The organism is Psychrobacter communis, from assembly GCF_014836505.1.
In the GTDB taxonomy this organism is placed as follows: Bacteria; Pseudomonadota; Gammaproteobacteria; order Pseudomonadales; family Moraxellaceae; genus Psychrobacter; species Psychrobacter faecalis.
This window is the reverse complement of the sequence record NZ_JACSQR010000086.1, coordinates 1-675: the sequence shown is the minus strand read 5'-3', so window position 1 is coordinate 675 and position 675 is coordinate 1. Positions and strand designations below refer to the sequence as shown.

The 675-nt window shown below is 35.0% G+C and carries 1 protein-coding gene; it reads right to left on the bottom strand.

Going from position 1 to position 675, the window contains the following annotated elements; all coding sequences use genetic code 11:
• Positions 1-145: 145 nt before the first annotated feature.
• Positions 146-364 carry a dodecin family protein gene (locus H9653_RS12395; RefSeq protein WP_105246437.1) on the bottom strand — a complete coding sequence of 73 codons (219 nt, stop codon included), beginning with the start codon at positions 362-364 and terminating at the stop codon, positions 146-148.
• Positions 365-675 lie beyond the last annotated feature (311 nt).

Here is a 675-nt window from a genome sequence, read left to right as displayed (position 1 = left end):
GTAAAATAGCCCATCTACTTATTAGATGGGCTATTTTATTACTTTTATTGAGTTTTTGCCTTAACTGACTGGCATTACTGCATACACAGGCTTTTTATTTTTTAATAAATCAGGTTTATAAGTAATTTGGCACTGTTAATAATGATTAACTAAGGTCAGTATCTTCATTAATGACAAAGCTCACAATCATAATGACATGGTACTTATTAATCTTACCATCGGTAATACCAACTTTCTGCTCTTTTACCCAAGCACCTTGAACATTGTTAACGGTTTTGGCGATACGCGCCACGCCTTTTTGAATAGCGTCTTCAAAACTTGTTTCTGATGTGCTGCTTACTTCAATATTCTTTGCAATAGTCATAATCATCTCATCCTTGTGATTATTAATTTTTATGATATTAAGTTCATTTATAAAAGCCCATGTTTCTCTAGTAATCCTGCATCGATAACATGAACTGTAATAATCATAGCTTTAATAAGTCATCTCAACAATACATAGCTGTTAAGTTATGTATTAGGATATGTAAAATAGTTTTCTAACCTCAACCGCTAGACAAAGAAAAGCCCCTCAACAATTAAGTTGAGGGGCGATTCAGGAATAGAGAGCTGACGATGACCTACTCTCACATGGCCGGAGCCACACTACCATTGGCGCGATGATGTTTCACTTCT